We start from the raw sequence: 15,873 nt of genomic DNA, 5'->3' as shown, positions 1-15,873 counted from the left end.
GCATGGTTGGCGCTGCACTCGTGGCGAAGTCTTACAGGTTAGGTGTGGTTAATGTTCTTCCTTTCGATCTTCGGAGTCATCGGCTTTATTTTGGCTGCGAATGTGAAGGGTGCTGCTGAATGGTTCTCGATATTCGTGGCGCAGACTCTATTCGGTCATGCTGACGGATCGAAGGCGGGAACTCTGCGGATCATCGGTGCAGGGATCGTGATGCTGTCTGTACTGGGGATCTCGCTGGAGCTTTTCGCGAGTTGAGCTTGAAGAGCTGTCAGCCTTTTATAATTAGCACCTCGCGGTGGGCCGCGCCGTACGCCCCGGACCGGCCCGGCCCGCCGCTCGGTCGGCCCGTACGTGTTGAGCACACGTAGTTCAGGAAGGGCACAAGAAGGCGGGCGGTTGGATCACGGACAAGCGTAAGAAGCTAGCCCAGAGCTTCAGCGGGGACACGACTGACATGTGCCTCAGCGGATCGGCTGGGCCGGACGGAAAGAGCGACTTCGGAGTCAGCCTCAGCAAAGGATCAGAGACACCATCTGTCGGCTTCAACGGCGGTATCTCCATCATGAGCAGCAATGGATCTTCTATGCGGCAATGATCGCTATCGGAATCCTTATCGCGCGCAACGTCGCAGATCTCGCCGACCGATTCTTCGCGTTCCTTTTGACCTCACTCCCTGGCCCTGGGGAGAGGTCTTCGCCACGCCAACTTCGGATTTTCGGATGGGTGATGGTGGGCCGTCTCGGTGGGGCGCAAGCGAATCTACCGAGCCAGCCCACCAGCGTGACCCCGTGCACGCAGAAGCCCCCGCCGGACTCGATCCGGCGGGGGCTTCTGTGAGTCACACCAGTCACAAATAAGTCACCAACCATGTAGATGCACCCGGACCACAAGGCCCTGACCTGCACTTACGCCCCTGACCTGGACTACCTAGACACCGCGAGACGCATTCGCCCACCTGTGCCATGTTGTCCCGAGGGAGGAACCCAAATTAAGGACTGGGGCGTCTTCCGGCCCGTCAAAGCGGTACTGCGTCCTTCTTCAGGTCCGACATGCCTGCCCGCCCCCGTTGGCCGAGATGGTTCTACGCGTGATGCGCCGACGCGTGCAGACCGGACCGGCCTGCAGTCTCGGTCAGCGGTTGATGGACTGGATCTCCTGGACGTTCATATCCTGGGTGGTCTCGAAGGTGCCATCCGGCAGATCGCCCTTTGCGCCGCCCGTGCCCTCCCAGGAGATCTCCCAGGTGATCGACGCCTTCAGCTCGTACGGCTCGCCGCTCGTGGCGCCGAGGTACTGAATCCCGCACGGCGGATCCTGCCCGGCATTGCCCTTCTTGTACGGGTCACCGATGGAGCCATCCTCATTGACCGGGCAGTCGCCGGAAGCGGGGAAGGTCTTCGCATCCTCGGTGCCCGGCTCCAGATGGAGGGCAACGGGCTTGGCCGTGGTCACCGCCCACAGGCCGGTGCCGGGCAGGTCCGCGCGGACTGTGACGTCCTTGAAGGTCGCCTTGTCCAGCCACGCCCAAGTGGGCAGCTTCACCGTCGACTTGCCCTCGGGCTTCAGCTCGACCTCGGTGTCGGGGACCTTGACCTTGTCGTACGCGAACGTGGCGAGAGTCTCAGGCGTGGGGGCGTTCTTGTCCTTGGGGATGGTGCCGGCGTCCTGCCAGAACATGATCCGGCCGCAGTCCCACGCCTTGGAGTCCTGGTGCTTCGGAGAGAAGACCGGCTCGTACCAGCAGGCTGGCGGCTCCCAGGTGGGGTCCACGGACTTCAGCTCGCCCACCGACGCCTTCGCCGTCTGGCCGCCGGGGTACGTGAGCTTGATCTTCGAGTTGGACACCGATGCCATCAGATCCTTGCCGGAGGCGTCGCCCTCCACGGAGTCATGTGTCCCTCCGCCTCATGGTGACTCCTTCCCTCCGTCGCCGATGGCCAGTGCTGGTGAGGGGAACCCGATAGCTGCGGCAGCGAGTAGCACCAAGGTTCCAGGGACGGAACGCCGGAGGGATGTCACCGGTCGCAACCTCCCTCGTCGGTCTCCACGGTCGAGGTCTGCCAAACACCCTGGGCGTTCCTGTCCAGTCGTGTTCGGTATTGGATCTTGGGGTTCTCGCCTTCCGGCGTACCTGAAACCTTGCCCGTCTTGAGATTCCGGGTGTAGCCCTTGGCCTCGTCCACGCAGTAGAAGAGGACGCCGAACCCTTCATTGCTCACATGCACTTGGGGGTGGAAGACGCGGACGCTTCCCTTGAGGGTGAGATTCTTGTACGTCTTTACCCACTCGGGTCCGGACTTGAGGGCTGTGCCCGTGTTGTAGAACTTCATCGCGCTGAACTGCGGATCGCCCGCCATAATGGCGGCATATCCGGCCCGCAGGCGGCCCTTCCCATCGTCCAGGATTGCTTGCAGCTTCGGATCACTGTTCGTCCAACCTTCGAAGTTCGCCTGGAACGTCTTGGGCAGCTTGATCTCCGGCCGATCGGCCCCATCTGTCGACGCGGACGGCGACGACGAAGCCGACTTCTCGCTGCCCGCGTCAGCGCCGGCGACCTTGTCGTTGTCCTTGCTGTCGTCCGATCCGCCGCAGGCGGTCAGCAAGAGGGCCGCGGATGCGGTGAGCGCGGCCGCGACGAGCCGGGGCGAGCGAGTCACTGTTGTCTCCGGTGAGATGAGGGTTAGCCCGAGCGAAGCAACGCTATCTGTGACCACCCGGTGACGATGAGAGCGGGTCGGGCTTCGGCTGAGACGTAGCCATGCCGAACCGCCGGGTCAAGTGGGGTCCGCGGCGATTTCACTACGCCTGTCCCTCCCTCAGATTCCCAAACACCTGTTCCTCGGCGGCCCGAAAGGCGAGCGGGTTGGGCCCGGGGACGAGGACGAACGAGGGCTCGGGCCTCGCCGCGGTGAGACATCCCTCTCGGCCCAGGCGCCGCCGTCCTGCGCTGGCGCTCGGCTTACTGGTTAGGACAGCAGGGGAAGAGGTGGCCTGTTCTTCGCGCGATTAACCAGGAGTATGCCCGGCCATGAACACGGCCCCGCCCAGAGCAATTCCTCCCAAGGCCCACACGGTGCACGAGATCCGTCTGTCCCTGGCCGCAAACCCCGCCCCTGGTCGGATGACCGCTCCCCATTACGGCTGCACGGAGGCACGTATGCCTGACAACTCCCAGCAGACAATCCCAGCCCTCCCGGCGGCCAGAGACGTAGCCCCTGAGCGCCACATGCACCTGCTCGGGCGGTACTACGCCTCCTTCGACGATCTGCTCAACTCGGAGGAAACCGCGCACATCGACCCGGACAGCCCGCCCGGCGAACTGCTCGCCAACCTCCGCAGCATCTATCCGCCGGCCAAAGAAGACATCGGCGTTCTTGCCCTCGCATTCGACCCCCGCCCTGCCCGGCCCGGCCAGCTCCGCTCGGTCTACGGCTCGAGACTCTGGCAGTTCCCCGGCGGCAATCCGGACGCACCCGGCGAAGACCCCCTGCAGACATCGACCCTCATCGCGCCCTGCCGGCCCTGCGCGACGGACTGCATCCCACACACAAACATAACCGTTAGGAAAAGCTAACCGTTAGTGTTACTTTCGGTGAAGAGGATGAGCTTTGCCGCGTCCGGCAGGCGAGCGCCTGGTTGCCCGTCCTCGCAGTCGTCGGCTGATCTCGCCACGGCAGTACTGGATGGCAAGGGGAGGAACGATGCGCACTGTGATCGTGGGAGCGGGCCTGGTCGGGCTCACCACCGCGGCTTCGCTGCAGCTGATCGGGCATGAGGTCATCGTGCTGGAGCACGCGACGCGGGTGCGGGCCGCCGGGGCCGGCATTGCCCTGTGGCCCAACGCGCTGCGGGAGTTGGACACCCTGGGCGTCGGTGACGACGTCCGGCGGATGGGTGAGACCGTTGAGGCCCGTTTCCTTGACGCCGCCGGACACCCGATGCGTGCGGCCGGTTACGATCCGGCCGCCCACCGGTTTCTCATGGTGCCGAGGCCGCACCTGAACAACCTCCTCGCCGACACCGTCGGCAGGGACCGGATCCGGCTGGGAACACACGTCACCGGCTTCACCGAGCACGACACACACGTGGAAGTGCACCTCGCCGACGGTGCGCCGCTGCGGGCGGATCTGCTGATCGGTGCGGACGGTGTGCACTCCGACGTGCGCACCGCTCTCGTGCCCGGCAGTGCGGCAGTCGCGCAGACCGGCAACTTCGCCTGGCGGGCAGTGCTGCCCTCCGGGGACGAGCGGACGGAGGGCACGTTTGTCACCATCGGGCACGCGCGGACCCGAGGCGGCTACACCCGGGTGGCGCCGGGCCAAACCATGTGGTGGGTGGGCCAGTTCAACGCTGGTCAACTGGTCGGCAACAAGAGGGACCGGGCACTTCTTCGGGCCCGCAACGTGGCCGAGTCCGGCTGGCACGACGAGCTCCTGGAGATGATCGCCGCGACGCCGGAGGAATCCATCCTGGAGAACCAGATCATGCTCGTCCCCGAGCTGCGACGCTGGACCACGGACCGGGTCGCCCTGATCGGGGACGCCGCACATGGCCTGTCCCCGCACATCGCGGCGGGCGGCACCCTGGGCATGGAGGACGCCGGAGTGCTGCGCGCCGAGTTGGTGAGGGGATCCGCCACGGCTACTGCCCTCGCCCGTTACGAGAGCGTACGCCGGTCCCGGTTCGAAGAGGTGCGTCAGCACTCCGCCGCGATCGAGCACGCCGACGGAGCCGCCGAGTCCGCCGAGCGCTACGCCGCCTTCACCCACTGGATGATCACCGCCTCGCCCACCGCCTGATCCCGACTCAAGACCTGGCGTCGGCATGAGTTTTCGGCTGGATAGGCTGTTTCGGCCCTGAACAGGTGCCGGTCCACGGGACTCGGAGCCGTATGTCCGCCCCCCATCCCGCCGTCGTCGCCCGTCTCACGAGCGCGACCGGCGACGACACCATCCACGTCACCTTGTCCCTCGGCGGCGACTCCCCCACCGGGCCGACCGCACCAGTCATCCCGCACGGGCCCCTCGCCGCACTGATGCAGGCCGAACTGTTGAAGCCGGGCACCGTCCTCACCTTTCATCAGCGCCAGGCAACCGGTCTACCGCAGGCTTCTGGCGGAGGATGTGCGGACGGCCGATGTGCGGGTGCGGCCCGAGACCTACCGGTGGCAGGCCGAGATCGAGGGCCATGCCCGTGGACACCGCTACCACGTGGTGGTTGAGGAGGCGCCGGCCGACCCGGCCGCTTTCAAAGCCGCGGCCCCCGCCTACCGCGAGACCGGGTACCGGATCGAGTTCGTGGCCCTGGCCGTGCCGGAGGCGGTCAGCCGGCTCGGGGTGCTGGACCGCTAGCTGCATCTGGCCGAAGAAGGCCGGGCCCGGTACGTGACCTGGAACAACCATGACGCCTGCGCCAGTGCCCTGACCGATGTCCTGGGGGACATCGAGGCCGGGCACCTGGCCGACCGGCGCGCCCACGCCCCGCTTCTTCCCCAGGACTGGGCCCCGGCGGTGCGGCGGAACGCGGAGCGCGCCGCCGCGCCGCCGCGCCGCCGCACCGCCGCACCGCCGCACCGCCGCACCGCCGCACCGCCGCACCGCCGCACCGGCTGAGCCTGTCCGGCGGATCGCCCAGCCCAGGAGTGAGGCGCCCGGCGTCGACTACCACCGGCTGACCGGAGAGGAACACCGGTGGATCTTCGACAACCTGATCCTGCCGGACCTCGCCGCGCGCACCAGCCCGCAGGAGAAGCCCTTCGTGGTCCACCTCCTGGGTCGGCCCGGGTCCGGCAGGACGACCATGCCGCGGATGATCCTGCGCTCCCTGCGCGGTAAGCCCACCTGCAGGAGGAGCCCGCACTCGAGATCGCCCCCTTGAGCGCGGCCGCGTTCGTCAATGCCGCGATGCTGTACCGGCAGTCGGGCTATCGGGGGGGAAGTGGTGGTGCTCGCCGTGCGGGTCGCCGACTCCCGCCAGGGCACCGCCGATCGCTGCGCGCGGTTGCCGCAGCTGGTGCGGCGGGCCGGTTCACCAGGTCCCGGCACACCCCGGCAACCCACGCCCATCTGCACGTGTTGGGGCTCTTTGAATTTCCTCACCCTTGCTCAGCGCGTTTCCCAGACCTGCCCGCTTTCACTTCCCACCCGTTGCATGCTCTTAGGTCATGGGTGTGCAAAGAGGGGTCGCATGGTTTTGGGTGCTCGTGTGCGCGGTTGCGCTGGGCGTGGTAGCGGTGTGGGGCTTGCCGGCAGCGAAACGGGGCGATGTAGATCCGGTGGGGGCATGCATCGGCTTGGCGGGGCTCATCGTCGCTGGCTGGTCGGGGTGGATGTCCTGGCGGGCGCTGCGCCACCAGGAGCGTGACGCGTCGGCGATGGCGGGCCTGCTGGCCCGAGCGGTGATCCAGGCCGAGAGCCGCGCACGCGCACAGCTGCTCGGCGAGGACACGACGACGATCGATGTGCGCTTCGTCTCCCGTCCCGCCACGACACGCAACGCCACAGGCGCTGCCACCGAGGGACGGCTGAGTGAGGTGGCGAGCTATTACCAGCGGCTACGTCCGGGACGCCTGGTGATCACCGGCGCGCCGGGAGCGGGTAAGACCGTCCTCGCCGTCGAGCTCATTCTTGCCCTGCTGGAGAACCGCAAGCCCGAGGACCCCGTTCCGGTACGGCTGCCACTGACCTCCTGGTCCACGCTGCCTGCCCCACCCGTCGGCGTCGGGCGCGTAGCCGCGAGCCGTGATACGGCCGCGGGAGCCCATGCCGTACGAGCGTGGATATGCCGGCACCTGGTCGATACCTACTCAGGGATCTCCTTCACGACCGCCGCCGCGTTGATGGATGCTGGGCTCATCCTTCCGGTACTCGACGGACTGGATGAGATGGCCGCCGAGGACACTCCCGGATACGGTTCCCCGGCCCGGCAGGCGCTGTCCATGCTCAACGCCTTCCAGCAAGGCCGATCGAAGGCACATATGGTGCTGACCTGCCGCAGTGAACAGTACGAAGCGCTGGAAGCCGTCCAGGTGTGGGCTCAGGACGCCGCCCGGATTGAGATCACCCAGGTCAGCCCTGCCCAGGTCCGTCAGTTCGTTCACGGACGTGTGGCCGACATGACGCGCTGGGAGTGCCTGTTGGACGCCCTCGACCGGGCGCCGTCCTCGACGCTGGTGCGGGCACTGTGCACTCCTTGGAGGCTGACCATAGCCGTGACCACCTACGAGCAGCGTGATGCAGTCACGGGTGACTACTTGCGGGAACCTCAGGACCTGCTCAGCCCCGCCTTAAGCACTGACCAAGCGGTCCGCGATCACCTGCTCGGGCTGTTCCTTCAGGACGCCACCACTCGGCATCTCGCTCCGCGGGGCAGAACCTACGCTCCTGGGCAAGTTCGGGCCTGGCTGGGTGTTCTGGCCACTTATCTCTGCAGCAACACTGTCACCGGCCGCACGGTGGCCGGCCGACCCCTCTCCGGCACTGACCTGGTACCGCACGAACTGTGGCCCCTGATAGGCACTCGCCGCCCTCGCATTGTCGAGGCTGCCCTCGTCGCCGTAACGCTCTTGGGAGTCTGTGCCCTGGGCATGTGGGTGTCCGACTGGGGATTCGCTTCCGCGCCCGTTTTCATCGCGCTCATCCTGCCCGTATTCATTGCGTTGTTGAGGGCCAACGGCCACGATTGGCTCCGGGCGTGGCCAGATCGTCCACAGATCGGCCCGAGGCAGCTACGTACTCCGCAGACTCAGCGCAGAACAGCCGTGCTGCTCACTTTTGCGCCTTTGGTGGGACTCGGCTACCTGCTCCTGGTGAAGGTCCAACCCGCGGTGATGGGGATCTCGTTCTGTCTGCTGTTCGGGCTCTTGCTGTGGCTGGTGGTCCGGCCCGGGAACAGCGTGGATGCGCTCGACATCATGGACTCGCCGCACACCGTCGTCCGTGCCGAACTCAGCGCCGCGCTCTTGTTCGGGCTCCCGATCGGCGTGCTGTACGGGGCCATGGTGCGGCCCGCATTCGGAGTCCTGGCCGGGGTCGCGATCGGGCTGCTGTGCGGGCTCGGTGGGACGGGGACACGCTATATCGCTCTTCTGGTGTGTACCCGCCGCGGCCGTCAGGCCCTGCCTTGGCGTCTACGTCGGTTTCTGCAGTGGGCGACCGAAGCCGGCCTGCTGCGAGTTGCCGGTACCGCCTACCAGTTCCGCCACCGGGAACTGCAGGACTGGCTCGCTGCCTTGCCAACCACCCCAGACGGCAACCTCACCCCGGCTTAAGCCCTTTCGGGTGCTCCCCGCGCTGTGTCGGTGTGCCTTTGCGGGAATCGCCTTCGCGACACCGGAGACAGCTGGCTGAATCGTGGCGATCGGACCCGTATCAGGAAGGCGCGGCTTGGGATAGAAAGTCGCTAAAGATATACGTCACCTGGTCCAAGAACTTGAATCCAGTTGACGTATATGTGTCAGCGTGTTCATTGGCGCAGCTCATCGCCACCCCAGTCGAAGGATTCGGAAGGTCGGTGGTGGAAACGTTCCATGCCACAACCCCGAATACTGCGCAGATCAATCCGACTCGACCCCAACGGGGGAGCTTGGGTCGCCTGACCGGTAGAACCATGATAAACGTCGTGGCAATCAGGAGAGTTCCTGACATCACCTTGCCACCGCCGAGCAGCATCACGCCGCACAAACCGGTGAAGGCAATTCCTGTCCACATCGCTATTTTCTTGAGGTTGTCCATCAGGGGTTTCTCCTTGTTTGCAATCAGGCCGTTCGGCGGTCGGCGAGCAGGTTGAAGAACTGGAAGATCATGCCGATGTGCCGGCGGCGGAACTTGGCGAGCCCGGTCTTTGAGAGCCCGCCGAGCCGGACCCCGGCCACCGTCACATCGCCCGAGGTCGGCCGGTCCGGGCCCGCGATCAGGTCGAGCAGCGTGGACTTGCCGCTGCCGGACGGACCCCTGACGGCCACCGCCTCGCGTTCCCCGACGGTCAGGCCCACTTGGTCGAGTGCGGTGGGGCCTGGCGCGTCGTACCGCTTGGTCACGGCTTCGAGCCGGATCACGTGTGTCATGGCCCGGGACGCTAGGTGGCGGCCCGGTGCCGGGGCGTCCGCACGGCGAGCCAACCTGGCGTCCCTCGTGCGAGGTACACCGTGGCGGGTAGCGCTTGCGAGGGACACCGGACGGTTCGCACGCATGATGTACGCGGCACGCCGATCCGGCGAGAATGCCCGGGTGACCGCCCCACCGCCCCCGACGCCCGCACGGAGTCCCGGACTGACGCCCTCTCAGGTATCCGGCCGGCTCGCGGCGTTCCTGCGCCGACCGGGTCCGCGCGGCGGCGACGGGCTGCTCTCGGCGGCGATGACGGCGGTCGGTCTCTACCTGCTCGCGTACGTCATCGACCCCGAGGACGGTCCGCAGCCGCCCCAGCGATTCGACGGCGTTTCGTACCTGGAGCCGGACACCGGGACCACGCCTGAGGTCTGGGCGGTCGTATCGCTCATCCTGATCACGGCGTCACTGACGTGGCGACGCACCCGCCCCATCGCGGTGTTCACCGCACAGGTTTGCATCATGCTGATCACCGACGGGAACGACGGCAACGTCGCCGGAATCATGGCGGTGGCCATCGGCGCGTATTCGGTCGCGGCTCACGTTCGGCGACTCCCGGTCGCGGCGGGGGTGTTCGGCGTGGCGACACTCGCGCTCGCGGCGAGGTTCCCCGGGGACGAAGAGGGCCCGCCCGGCCTGGTCCCGCTCGCGGTGATGGCGACGATGTGGGTCACCGGCCGCACGATCGGCACGTGGCGCACGCGCGCGGGTGCCTTCCACGGCCGCGCCCTGCGCGCGGAACGCGAGCGCGAAGTCGCGGTCGCCCTCGAACGTGCCCGTATCGCCCGCGAATTGCACGACGTCGTCAGCCACAATGTCAGCGTGATGGTGATCCAGTCCGGGGCGGCCCGCATGGTCCTGCGCTCGGATCCCGACGGCGCGACCGAGGCGCTGCGCGCGGTCGAGACCAGTGGACGGGAGACCATGGCGGAACTCCGGCACCTGCTCGGCGTCCTCAGCGCCCAGGAGGCGCCGCCGCACCCCGGCCGGTCGGTGGCGCCGGACGGCGACGCTCTCGGGCCGCCGCTCGCGCCGCAACCCGACCTGACCCGCCTGCCGGTACTGCTTGACCGCGTGCGGACGGCGGGCCTCGACGTGCACCTGCACACCCGCGGCGACGCGCGCCCGCTGCCGCCCGGCATCGAACTGACCGCGTACCGCGTCGTCCAGGAAGCACTCACCAACGCCCTGAAGTACGCCCCGGGCGCACACACCGAAGTCACGATGACCTATGCCCCCGACACCATACGCATCGAGGTCGCCGACGACGGGCCGGTCGACGGACGGCGCCCCGAACCCCTCGGCGCCGGGCGCGGGCTGCTCGGCCTGACCGAGCGCGTCACGCTGCACGGCGGCGGCCTGCGGGCCGGGCACCGGCCGGCCGGCGGCTACCGCGTCCAGGCGTCGATCCCGGTGCCGGCGCCGTGACCGGCACCCCGCTGCGCGTCGTCGTGGCCGACGACCAGGCGCTCGTACGCTCCGGGTTCCGCATGATCCTCGCCGCCGCCGACGGCGTCGACGTCGTCGCCGAAGCCGCGGACGGCGACGACGCATGTGCCGCCGTGCGCCGGACCCGGCCCGACGTGGTCCTGATGGACATCCGCATGCCCGGTCTCGACGGCCTCGCCGCCACCCGCCGCATCATGGCCGACCCCTCACCGGCCCTCGACGGACGCCCGTGCCGCGTCATCATCCTGACCACGTTCGACCTCGACCACTACGTCTACGAGGCACTCAACGCGGGCGCGAGCGGCTTCCTCCTCAAGGACGTCACCCCCGAGCAACTCGTCGCCGCCGTGCGCCTGATCTCCGCGGGCGACGCCCTCCTCGCCCCCACCATCACCCGCCGCCTCGTCGAACGCTTCGCCCGCCCGGCCGCCGGCAAACCGCCCCCCACCGGCGACCTGACCGCCCTCACCCCCCGCGAACTCGAAGTCCTACGCCTCCTCGCCCGCGGCCTCAGCAACGCCGAACTCGCCGCCGACCTCTCCCTCAGCATCGAAACCGTCAAGACGCACGTCACCCGGATCCTCACCAAACTCCACCTCCGCGACCGCGTCCAAGCAGTAGTCCTGGCCTACGAATCCGCCCTGATAACTCCGGGCGTCCACGACAGCCCGTGACCGACTCGGCCGACAGCGGCGACTCGCGGAGATGGCCGCTCAGTCAGCCCACGAACACGTGCAAGCGGCTTCGGACATCAGCGCAGCCGACTCCGGAAGCTGACACCGGCTTCCCGTCCGGCTCCGGACATGAGGCCCTCAACTCCGGCGATGCTGCGGTTCACCGGTGACCTCACCACATAGGACAACGTCCTAATATGTGGCCTGGAGGGCGTAGAGCCCTTTGTCGTCGCTCCCCACGTACACCAGACCATGCATAACGGTGGGTGACGACCGCACAGGGCCACCCGAGGAGAACCGCCACCGCTCAAGGCCGGTGGTGACGTCCACACCGTAGACAATGCCATCGTCACTACCAAAGTAGACAGTTGCGTCATCGACGGCGGGTGAGGTGCGGACAGGAGCGCCGGTCACGAACCGCCACTTGCGCTCGTAGGAGAAGTCCTCCAGTGCATATAGGTGGCCATCGTCGTTGCCGACATAGATTGTTCCGGGGCTTTCAGTCGATCCGGAAACGTACGTGGGAGCGGAGTAAATGGCCTTGCCGGTAACACCATGCTCGCCAAGTCTTTCCCCATCGGATGTGCCAACGCAACGCAATTCGCCCCGGCTATTGCCGACGTAGAGCAAACTCATGTCATCACTGAGAGCCGACGGGCCAGAGACGGACCTATGAGGAATTCGAGTGGCCCATGTCTTGCCTGAATCAGCCTGCGGCAGCCCATACACATGGCTGCCCGTATTTCCGACGATGACCAGTCTTTCAGTCAGCACCATCCATTGATAGCTCGTCATGCCCTGCCCGACGTTCCTCCATCGCTCTTGCCCGTCCTCAGCGTTGTACGCGTACACCCCGTTACTCGCTCCGACATACACCAGGCTGCCCACGATCCCAACGGTCAAGGTCGTCTGAGAGCCCAGGAGACGTTCCCAGCGCAACGCTCCGGTGCGGGCATCCACTGCGTACAGCGACCGGTCCGCCGTGGTGAACACGACGGCACCGTTGACGATCGGTGTCGACCGGACTACTCCCTCTGCGTTGAGCATGCGACGCCACCTCTCCTCCCCGGTGGTGGCATCGATCGCATACAGAGCACCGTCGTCACTACCGACGTACACGACTCCGTCTACGACAGCCGGCACGGAACGGACGCAGCCGCCGGTCCGGAAAACCCAGCGCATACGGCCGGCAACTAGGGGGACGGGAGTTGGCACAGAAAGAGGCGTGACCTGAAGTAAAGGCATCTGCTCTGGTGCGCTAGCCCGAGCAGTCGGCTCTTCGCCCAGATGGACCGGTGGGGCCCAGTTCACGTTCCGGGCGATCACGATTCGGCCCTCAACGTTGTCCTGCCTCTTGGGCCGTTGCTGCGGCATCTCATCAACGACCTTGTCGTGGACGTAGACGTACAGTTCGTCGAGCGTAATGTTGCCGTCGTCATCGAGGTCGGCAGTACCCTCGCGCAGCCCGTGCACCAGGTGCCTGGTGAAAACTGACCGCGCGGCGCTGCCACTGACATGGTCACCCTCAAACGAGTACTGAGTGGCGTCTGAAGCAGTCAGCACAGTACGGCCGCGCCCCTGAAACCGCTCCAAGGTGTGCACGTCGGCATCGCCCTTGGCAAGCCAGCCGGCTGGGAAAGCGCCGCTGTAGCAGCAGTCGAGGATCAGCACCTGCTGCCGCGACATACACCCGCTCATAGCCCGGTCGATCTGCTCGGCGGATAGCGAGGTGAACGCGAGGTTGGTGCGGCGAGTATCGGCCGTGGCCAGGTGGAGCCGGCCCTCATCGTCCTTTAGACCATGACCGGTGAAGTACAACAGGGTGAGGTCGTCGTGACGGCAGTCGTGGAAGAACTCGCCGAGGACTGCGCCAACTCTGTGAAGCGGCTCGTTAACAAGAATCGTCACCTCGAACCCAGCGATGTCCGGGTCGCGCAGCACCTCAGCCAGCGCCACCGCGTCATGACCAGGAGCGGTCAGTTGCCGCAGTCCCTCATCCTCGTACGCGTAGGTCGCAATCAGCAGGGCGAGCTTCCGTCCCACGGCTACTCACCTGACCGGTGACGGTGCACGAAGAGCTCAATAAGCTGCCGCCGTTCATCCGGGGTCGCGTGCTCCAACTCCACGGTGTCATCGTCGATCGTGATCGAGATGCGGTTGGCGGCTGACTGTCGGCTGAGCCAGTCCTGCAGCGTCCCAACGAGCGCAACGAGCGCTCCACCGGGAGCACTCAGCGCCAGCACAACGGCGCCTACAGTGACGGGATCGACCGCCTTGGCGCCTTCGGGCAGTGTGCTGTCGGGTCGCAGGTGCAGCGCGTCGATGTCGAGCCCGCGCAGCTCCGCACGAAGCCGGGTCAGCAGCCGCTCGACTTCTTCCGCCTCCGCGTCGCCGTCCGGCGTCAGTCCTAGCACTACGTCCATGCTGCTCGCCCTCCTGGCCATGGATCCTCATGCTTCAAGGCGTAGACATCAGTGTCGTGGGTGGAATTGCTCTCCGGAGACGGTTTCCGGGAAGTCGATCAGGAGAGCGGGAGCACGTTAGACCTGCCCGGCGGGCAGATCAGCCACGGTGGCGCCCGGCACCCAAGCACTGTCCAGGGCGGCAAGGCGCAGAGGTAGGGGTACGTTGCAGGCACGGCCGGCACTCGATCAGTGGCCACCCTGCAAGGCCCATTGAACGACCACAACGCTCTAATAGAGCGAGGTCATCCAATACTTCCTTTCTTCATGTCACCCAGCAAGTCTCCATCCGAGAAGCCGCTACGAGCGCATGGCCGGGAACGCCGAGGCCGAACAGGAACGCCTCGCCTCCAGCAAGGCCCTGACCGAGTGGGTGGCCTCCGCCATTGTCGGGGCCGGCGATGGCGGGCCGGCGATGGCGGCGACCTACGGGGGCCATGTGCTGGTCGATCCTGGCCGGGCACATGAGCCTCGCCGTCGCCGGGACCGCCGTCATCGCCGTGCGCACTGGCTCAGTCAGCCTGGGCGCACGGCGATGAACATCAACCAGCTGCACGAGGAGAGCTGCGGACACCACCTCCCTCCTCCACGCGTGTTGCTGCCGAACGTTTCGGGTCCTCGTGTTCGCGTCTGCAGCCGTCGAGGTGCGTCAGTGGCCGCGTTGCGTGAGCCGTGCCGTTGGTCGTGGGCCCGTTCGTGCGAAGGCCGGCCATGTGCGAGGCAGCCGGGGTGACAGGGTCGGAGACTGGGACGAGTCTGGGTGGATGGACGACAGCAGCGAGATGTGCCCGGGAGCCGACGGCGGGGCGGTCACGGTGGGGGTGGAGGAGGAGTACTTTCTCGTGCGTGCCGATACCCGCGCCGTGGTGCCGGTCGGACCGCGGGTGGCGGACCGGGCCGCCGGGGAACTGGGTGATCTGGTGGCCCGGGAGTTCACCGATCTTCAGGTCGAGGTGCGGACGCCACCGTGCGCGACGGTGGACGAGCTGCACGCCCAGTTGGTCCGGCTACGCCTGGCGCTGGCCGCGTCCGCAGTAGCGGAGGGTGTACGAGCATGCCCGTCCGGGACGCCGGTGGTCGGCAGTGGCACGGATGTGCCCGTAGGAGATCACGACCGCTATCGGGTAGGTGTGGAGCTGTTCCGGTCGATGATGGACGACTTCGCGGTGTGCGCACTGCACGTTCATGTGTTCCTGCCGGATCGGGAGGTGGCAGCCCTGACGGGCAACCACCTGCGTGTGTGGCTGCCGCTGCTGGTGGAGATGAGCGCGAATTCGCCCTTCCACGACGGACGGGACACCGGGTTCGCGAGCTGGCGGTCGGTGATGCGCCTGCGCTTTCCGAGCTTGGGGCCGCCCCCGTACGTCGAGTCCTTCGACGACTACCGCCGCACCGCCGTGGCCATGGCCGACGTGGGCGGGATGTCTTTTGCCGACCTGCCGTTCTGGGACATCCGTCCGCATCCGAGCCTGCCGACCCTGGAGGTGCGGTGCATGGACGTACCCGCGGATCCCGGCGACTCCGCGGCGATCGCCGCCATCGTGCGGGCGCTGGTGGTGACCTCCGCCCGTCTGGTGGAGCACGGTGATCCGGGCCCGCGGAGCAGCGGCGAACTGCTCCGTGCGGCCTACTGGTACGCGACACGTGACGGCTGGAGAGGACAGGGTGTGGATCCGCTGTCCGGGCTGACGCTGTCCGCGCCCGAGCGCGGACGGCGGCTCGTGGACCACATCGGTGCGGCCCTGGAGGAGCTGGGAGACCTCGAACGGGCTACCGCCTTCTTCGACCGGCTGGCCGCCCGGGGCACCGGCGCGGACCGTCAGCGCGCCGCCCACCGGGCGGGCGGCCTTCACGCGGTCGTGGACGACCTGGTCACCTGCACGACCGACCCCGGCTCTGCCCCCTCCCCCCGCACCACCGGCACCCGGCCGGGAACGAGCCGAGCACAAGCTCCTGTCTGAGCACGGACCCCGGCCGAAACCCTGCGCCTGGTGGGTGCGACAGAGCCATCCTGCAGCGAAGACGTCACCACCTGCTCGAAGCCGGCTTCGCCTGTCTGGCCGACTCCACCACGACGCCCCCCAATCGACCGTGCCACGCTGGGGAACGCAAAGACCGTCGTACGGCGGTTCAAAGAGACAGGCGAAAAGCCGGGGCCCAGGCCCCGGTGCCGACGGCCAC

Annotated in this window: 15 protein-coding genes; 9 read left to right on the top strand and 6 right to left on the bottom strand. The window is 67.1% G+C overall.

Annotation, left to right across the window (positions count from 1 at the left end; all coding sequences use genetic code 11):
* The first annotated feature begins 51 nt into the window (after positions 1-51).
* The gene (locus NOO62_RS32520; RefSeq protein ID WP_268774363.1) at positions 52-255 is read left to right on the top strand and encodes a hypothetical protein; all 204 of its coding nucleotides are present in this window, start codon (positions 52-54) and stop codon (positions 253-255) included.
* 876 nt (positions 256-1,131) lie between these two features.
* Here NOO62_RS32520 and NOO62_RS32515 read toward each other — a convergent pair.
* Together NOO62_RS32515 and NOO62_RS32510 are read right to left on the bottom strand one after the other, a co-directional pair.
* Positions 1,132-1,854, bottom strand: a complete 723-nt coding sequence (locus NOO62_RS32515; RefSeq protein ID WP_268775886.1) for a hypothetical protein — start codon at positions 1,852-1,854, stop codon at positions 1,132-1,134.
* Between the two features lie 161 nt (positions 1,855-2,015).
* Positions 2,016-2,657 (bottom strand): hypothetical protein, encoded by a 642-nt coding sequence (locus NOO62_RS32510; RefSeq protein WP_268774362.1) that lies wholly within the window; start codon positions 2,655-2,657, stop codon positions 2,016-2,018.
* Between the two features lie 500 nt (positions 2,658-3,157).
* Between NOO62_RS32510 and NOO62_RS32505 the strand changes: the two genes are divergently transcribed.
* The 5 genes from NOO62_RS32505 (at position 3,158) to NOO62_RS32485 (ending at position 8,269) form a co-directional block, all read left to right on the top strand.
* Positions 3,158-3,574, top strand: coding sequence for a hypothetical protein (locus NOO62_RS32505; protein ID WP_268774361.1), 417 nt, complete (start codon positions 3,158-3,160; stop codon positions 3,572-3,574).
* Positions 3,575-3,701: 127 nt separating this feature from the next.
* Positions 3,702-4,799: an FAD-dependent monooxygenase gene (locus tag NOO62_RS32500; protein ID WP_268774360.1), complete on the top strand. Its 1,098-nt coding sequence runs from the start codon at positions 3,702-3,704 to the stop codon at positions 4,797-4,799.
* 324 nt (positions 4,800-5,123) lie between these two features.
* On the top strand, positions 5,124-5,351 hold the full coding sequence (locus NOO62_RS32495) for a zeta toxin family protein (protein ID WP_268774359.1): 228 nt from the start codon (positions 5,124-5,126) through the stop codon (positions 5,349-5,351).
* Between the two features lie 33 nt (positions 5,352-5,384).
* Complete coding sequence (locus NOO62_RS32490; protein WP_268774358.1) at positions 5,385-5,612, top strand: hypothetical protein; 228 nt, start codon at positions 5,385-5,387, stop codon at positions 5,610-5,612.
* Between the two features lie 551 nt (positions 5,613-6,163).
* Positions 6,164-8,269 carry an NACHT domain-containing protein gene (locus NOO62_RS32485; RefSeq protein ID WP_268774357.1) on the top strand — a complete coding sequence of 702 codons (2,106 nt, stop codon included), beginning with the start codon at positions 6,164-6,166 and terminating at the stop codon, positions 8,267-8,269.
* Between the two features lie 100 nt (positions 8,270-8,369).
* On the opposite strand, the gene NOO62_RS32480 is transcribed toward NOO62_RS32485, so the two are convergent.
* On the bottom strand, positions 8,370-8,732 hold the full coding sequence (locus tag NOO62_RS32480) for a hypothetical protein (protein WP_268774356.1): 363 nt from the start codon (positions 8,730-8,732) through the stop codon (positions 8,370-8,372).
* Between the two features lie 23 nt (positions 8,733-8,755).
* Positions 8,756-9,064, bottom strand: coding sequence for an ATP-binding cassette domain-containing protein (locus NOO62_RS32475; RefSeq protein ID WP_321170631.1), 309 nt, complete (start codon positions 9,062-9,064; stop codon positions 8,756-8,758).
* 163 nt (positions 9,065-9,227) lie between these two features.
* Between NOO62_RS32475 and NOO62_RS32470 the strand changes: the two genes are divergently transcribed.
* Together NOO62_RS32470 and NOO62_RS32465 are read left to right on the top strand one after the other, a co-directional pair.
* Positions 9,228-10,535: a sensor histidine kinase gene (locus tag NOO62_RS32470; RefSeq protein WP_268774355.1), complete on the top strand. Its 1,308-nt coding sequence runs from the start codon at positions 9,228-9,230 to the stop codon at positions 10,533-10,535.
* Positions 10,532-11,230, top strand: coding sequence for a response regulator (locus NOO62_RS32465; protein WP_268774354.1), 699 nt, complete (start codon positions 10,532-10,534; stop codon positions 11,228-11,230). The genes NOO62_RS32470 and NOO62_RS32465 overlap by 4 nt, the downstream gene beginning before the upstream one ends.
* Positions 11,231-11,422: 192 nt before the next feature.
* Here the strand turns inward: NOO62_RS32465 and NOO62_RS32460 are convergent, their stop codons facing one another.
* Positions 11,423-13,273 carry a caspase, EACC1-associated type gene (locus NOO62_RS32460; RefSeq protein WP_268774353.1) on the bottom strand — a complete coding sequence of 617 codons (1,851 nt, stop codon included), beginning with the start codon at positions 13,271-13,273 and terminating at the stop codon, positions 11,423-11,425.
* A 2-nt stretch (positions 13,274-13,275) separates the two neighbouring features.
* Entirely contained in the window at positions 13,276-13,653 is a 378-nt protein-coding gene (locus tag NOO62_RS32455; protein WP_268774352.1) for an effector-associated constant component EACC1, read from the bottom strand.
* Between the two features lie 803 nt (positions 13,654-14,456).
* On the opposite strand from NOO62_RS32455, the gene NOO62_RS32450 reads away from it, so the two are divergent.
* Positions 14,457-15,653 carry a YbdK family carboxylate-amine ligase gene (locus tag NOO62_RS32450; RefSeq protein ID WP_268774351.1) on the top strand — a complete coding sequence of 399 codons (1,197 nt, stop codon included), beginning with the start codon at positions 14,457-14,459 and terminating at the stop codon, positions 15,651-15,653.
* The last annotated feature ends 220 nt before the right edge of the window (positions 15,654-15,873 follow it).

This window comes from Streptomyces sp. Je 1-369 (assembly GCF_026810505.1).
Taxonomy (GTDB): Bacteria; Actinomycetota; Actinomycetes; order Streptomycetales; family Streptomycetaceae; genus Streptomyces.
This window is presented reverse-complemented; position numbering and strand designations above follow the sequence as displayed.

What these genes read in the sequence shown, in the direction of transcription:
- NOO62_RS32520 (WP_268774363.1), top strand. Translation starts at nt 52, where the DNA reads ATGTTCTTCCTTTCGATCTTCGGAGTCATCGGCTTTATTTTGGCTGCG.
- NOO62_RS32515 (WP_268775886.1), bottom strand. Translation starts at nt 1,854, where the DNA reads ATGGCATCGGTGTCCAACTCGAAGATCAAGCTCACGTACCCCGGCGGC.
- NOO62_RS32505 (WP_268774361.1), top strand. Translation starts at nt 3,158, where the DNA reads ATGCCTGACAACTCCCAGCAGACAATCCCAGCCCTCCCGGCGGCCAGA.
- NOO62_RS32500 (WP_268774360.1), top strand. Translation starts at nt 3,702, where the DNA reads ATGCGCACTGTGATCGTGGGAGCGGGCCTGGTCGGGCTCACCACCGCG.
- NOO62_RS32485 (WP_268774357.1), top strand. Translation starts at nt 6,164, where the DNA reads ATGGGTGTGCAAAGAGGGGTCGCATGGTTTTGGGTGCTCGTGTGCGCG.
- NOO62_RS32480 (WP_268774356.1), bottom strand. Translation starts at nt 8,732, where the DNA reads ATGGACAACCTCAAGAAAATAGCGATGTGGACAGGAATTGCCTTCACC.
- NOO62_RS32475 (WP_321170631.1), bottom strand. Translation starts at nt 9,064, where the DNA reads ATGACACACGTGATCCGGCTCGAAGCCGTGACCAAGCGGTACGACGCG.
- NOO62_RS32455 (WP_268774352.1), bottom strand. Translation starts at nt 13,653, where the DNA reads ATGGACGTAGTGCTAGGACTGACGCCGGACGGCGACGCGGAGGCGGAA.
- NOO62_RS32450 (WP_268774351.1), top strand. Translation starts at nt 14,457, where the DNA reads ATGGACGACAGCAGCGAGATGTGCCCGGGAGCCGACGGCGGGGCGGTC.